Origin of the sequence: Streptomyces sp. NTH33 (assembly GCF_003236365.1) — a bacterium.
GTDB lineage: Bacteria > Actinomycetota > Actinomycetes > Streptomycetales > Streptomycetaceae > Streptomyces.
Genome location: NZ_POTZ01001042.1, coordinates 1 through 715, shown reverse-complemented (window position 1 = coordinate 715; position 715 = coordinate 1). Strand labels below are relative to the sequence as shown.

Genomic DNA, 715 nt, shown 5'->3' with positions numbered 1-715 from the left:
ATGTAGCACTGGGCGGCGACGGGGGCGCCCACGCGCTTGCGGATCAGCCGCTTGACGACGACGATCCGCTCGCGGCCCTCGTGCCGCAGCCGCACCTCGTCCCCGACGCGCACGGAGTGGGCCGGCTTCACCCGCTCCCCGTTCACCCGGACGTGCCCGCCCCGGCAGGCGGTCGCGCCGATGGAGCGGGTCTTGACCAGACGGACGGCCCAGATCCAGCTGTCGATCCGCACGTTCTCACCGGCGGCCGGACCGGCGGCCTCGGCGGCGGCGACAGCGGCGGCGATCTTCGGGTCCACGCCCTGGTCGTTCTGGGTAGCCATGCGTCCGACCATAGCCGCATCACCCCACCGCCTCCCGGGAAATTACCGTGGACCCATGGACCACCCCAGCAGCCTTGCCGCCCTCGACGCGCGGATCACCGGTTGCCGGGCCTGCCCGCGGCTGGTCGCCTGGCGGGAGGAGGTGGCCCGCACCAAGCGGGCCGCGTTCGCCGGCCAGACGTACTGGGGCCGCCCGGTACCGGGCTTCGGACCCCCGGACGCCCGCCTGCTGATCATCGGCCTGGCCCCGGCCGCCCACGGCGGCAACCGCACCGGCCGCATGTTCACGGGTGACCGCTCCGGAGACGTCCTGTACGAGGCCCTGTACGACGTGGGCCTGGCCTCCCGGCCCACCGCCATCTCCGCCGACGACAACCTGGAACTGTACGGAG

General features: G+C 73.7%; 2 protein-coding genes. One reads left to right on the top strand and one right to left on the bottom strand.

Going from position 1 to position 715, the window contains the following annotated elements:
- Window positions 1-323, bottom strand: a 323-nt coding sequence (locus tag C1I97_RS38350) for an RNA-binding S4 domain-containing protein (RefSeq protein ID WP_146608472.1), incomplete at its 3' end; no start/stop codon positions are given.
- A 55-nt stretch (window positions 324-378) separates the two neighbouring features.
- Between C1I97_RS38350 and C1I97_RS38345 the strand changes: the two genes are divergently transcribed.
- Window positions 379-715 (top strand): uracil-DNA glycosylase family protein (locus C1I97_RS38345; RefSeq protein WP_309147871.1); only part of this gene is annotated, 337 nt, incomplete at its 3' end.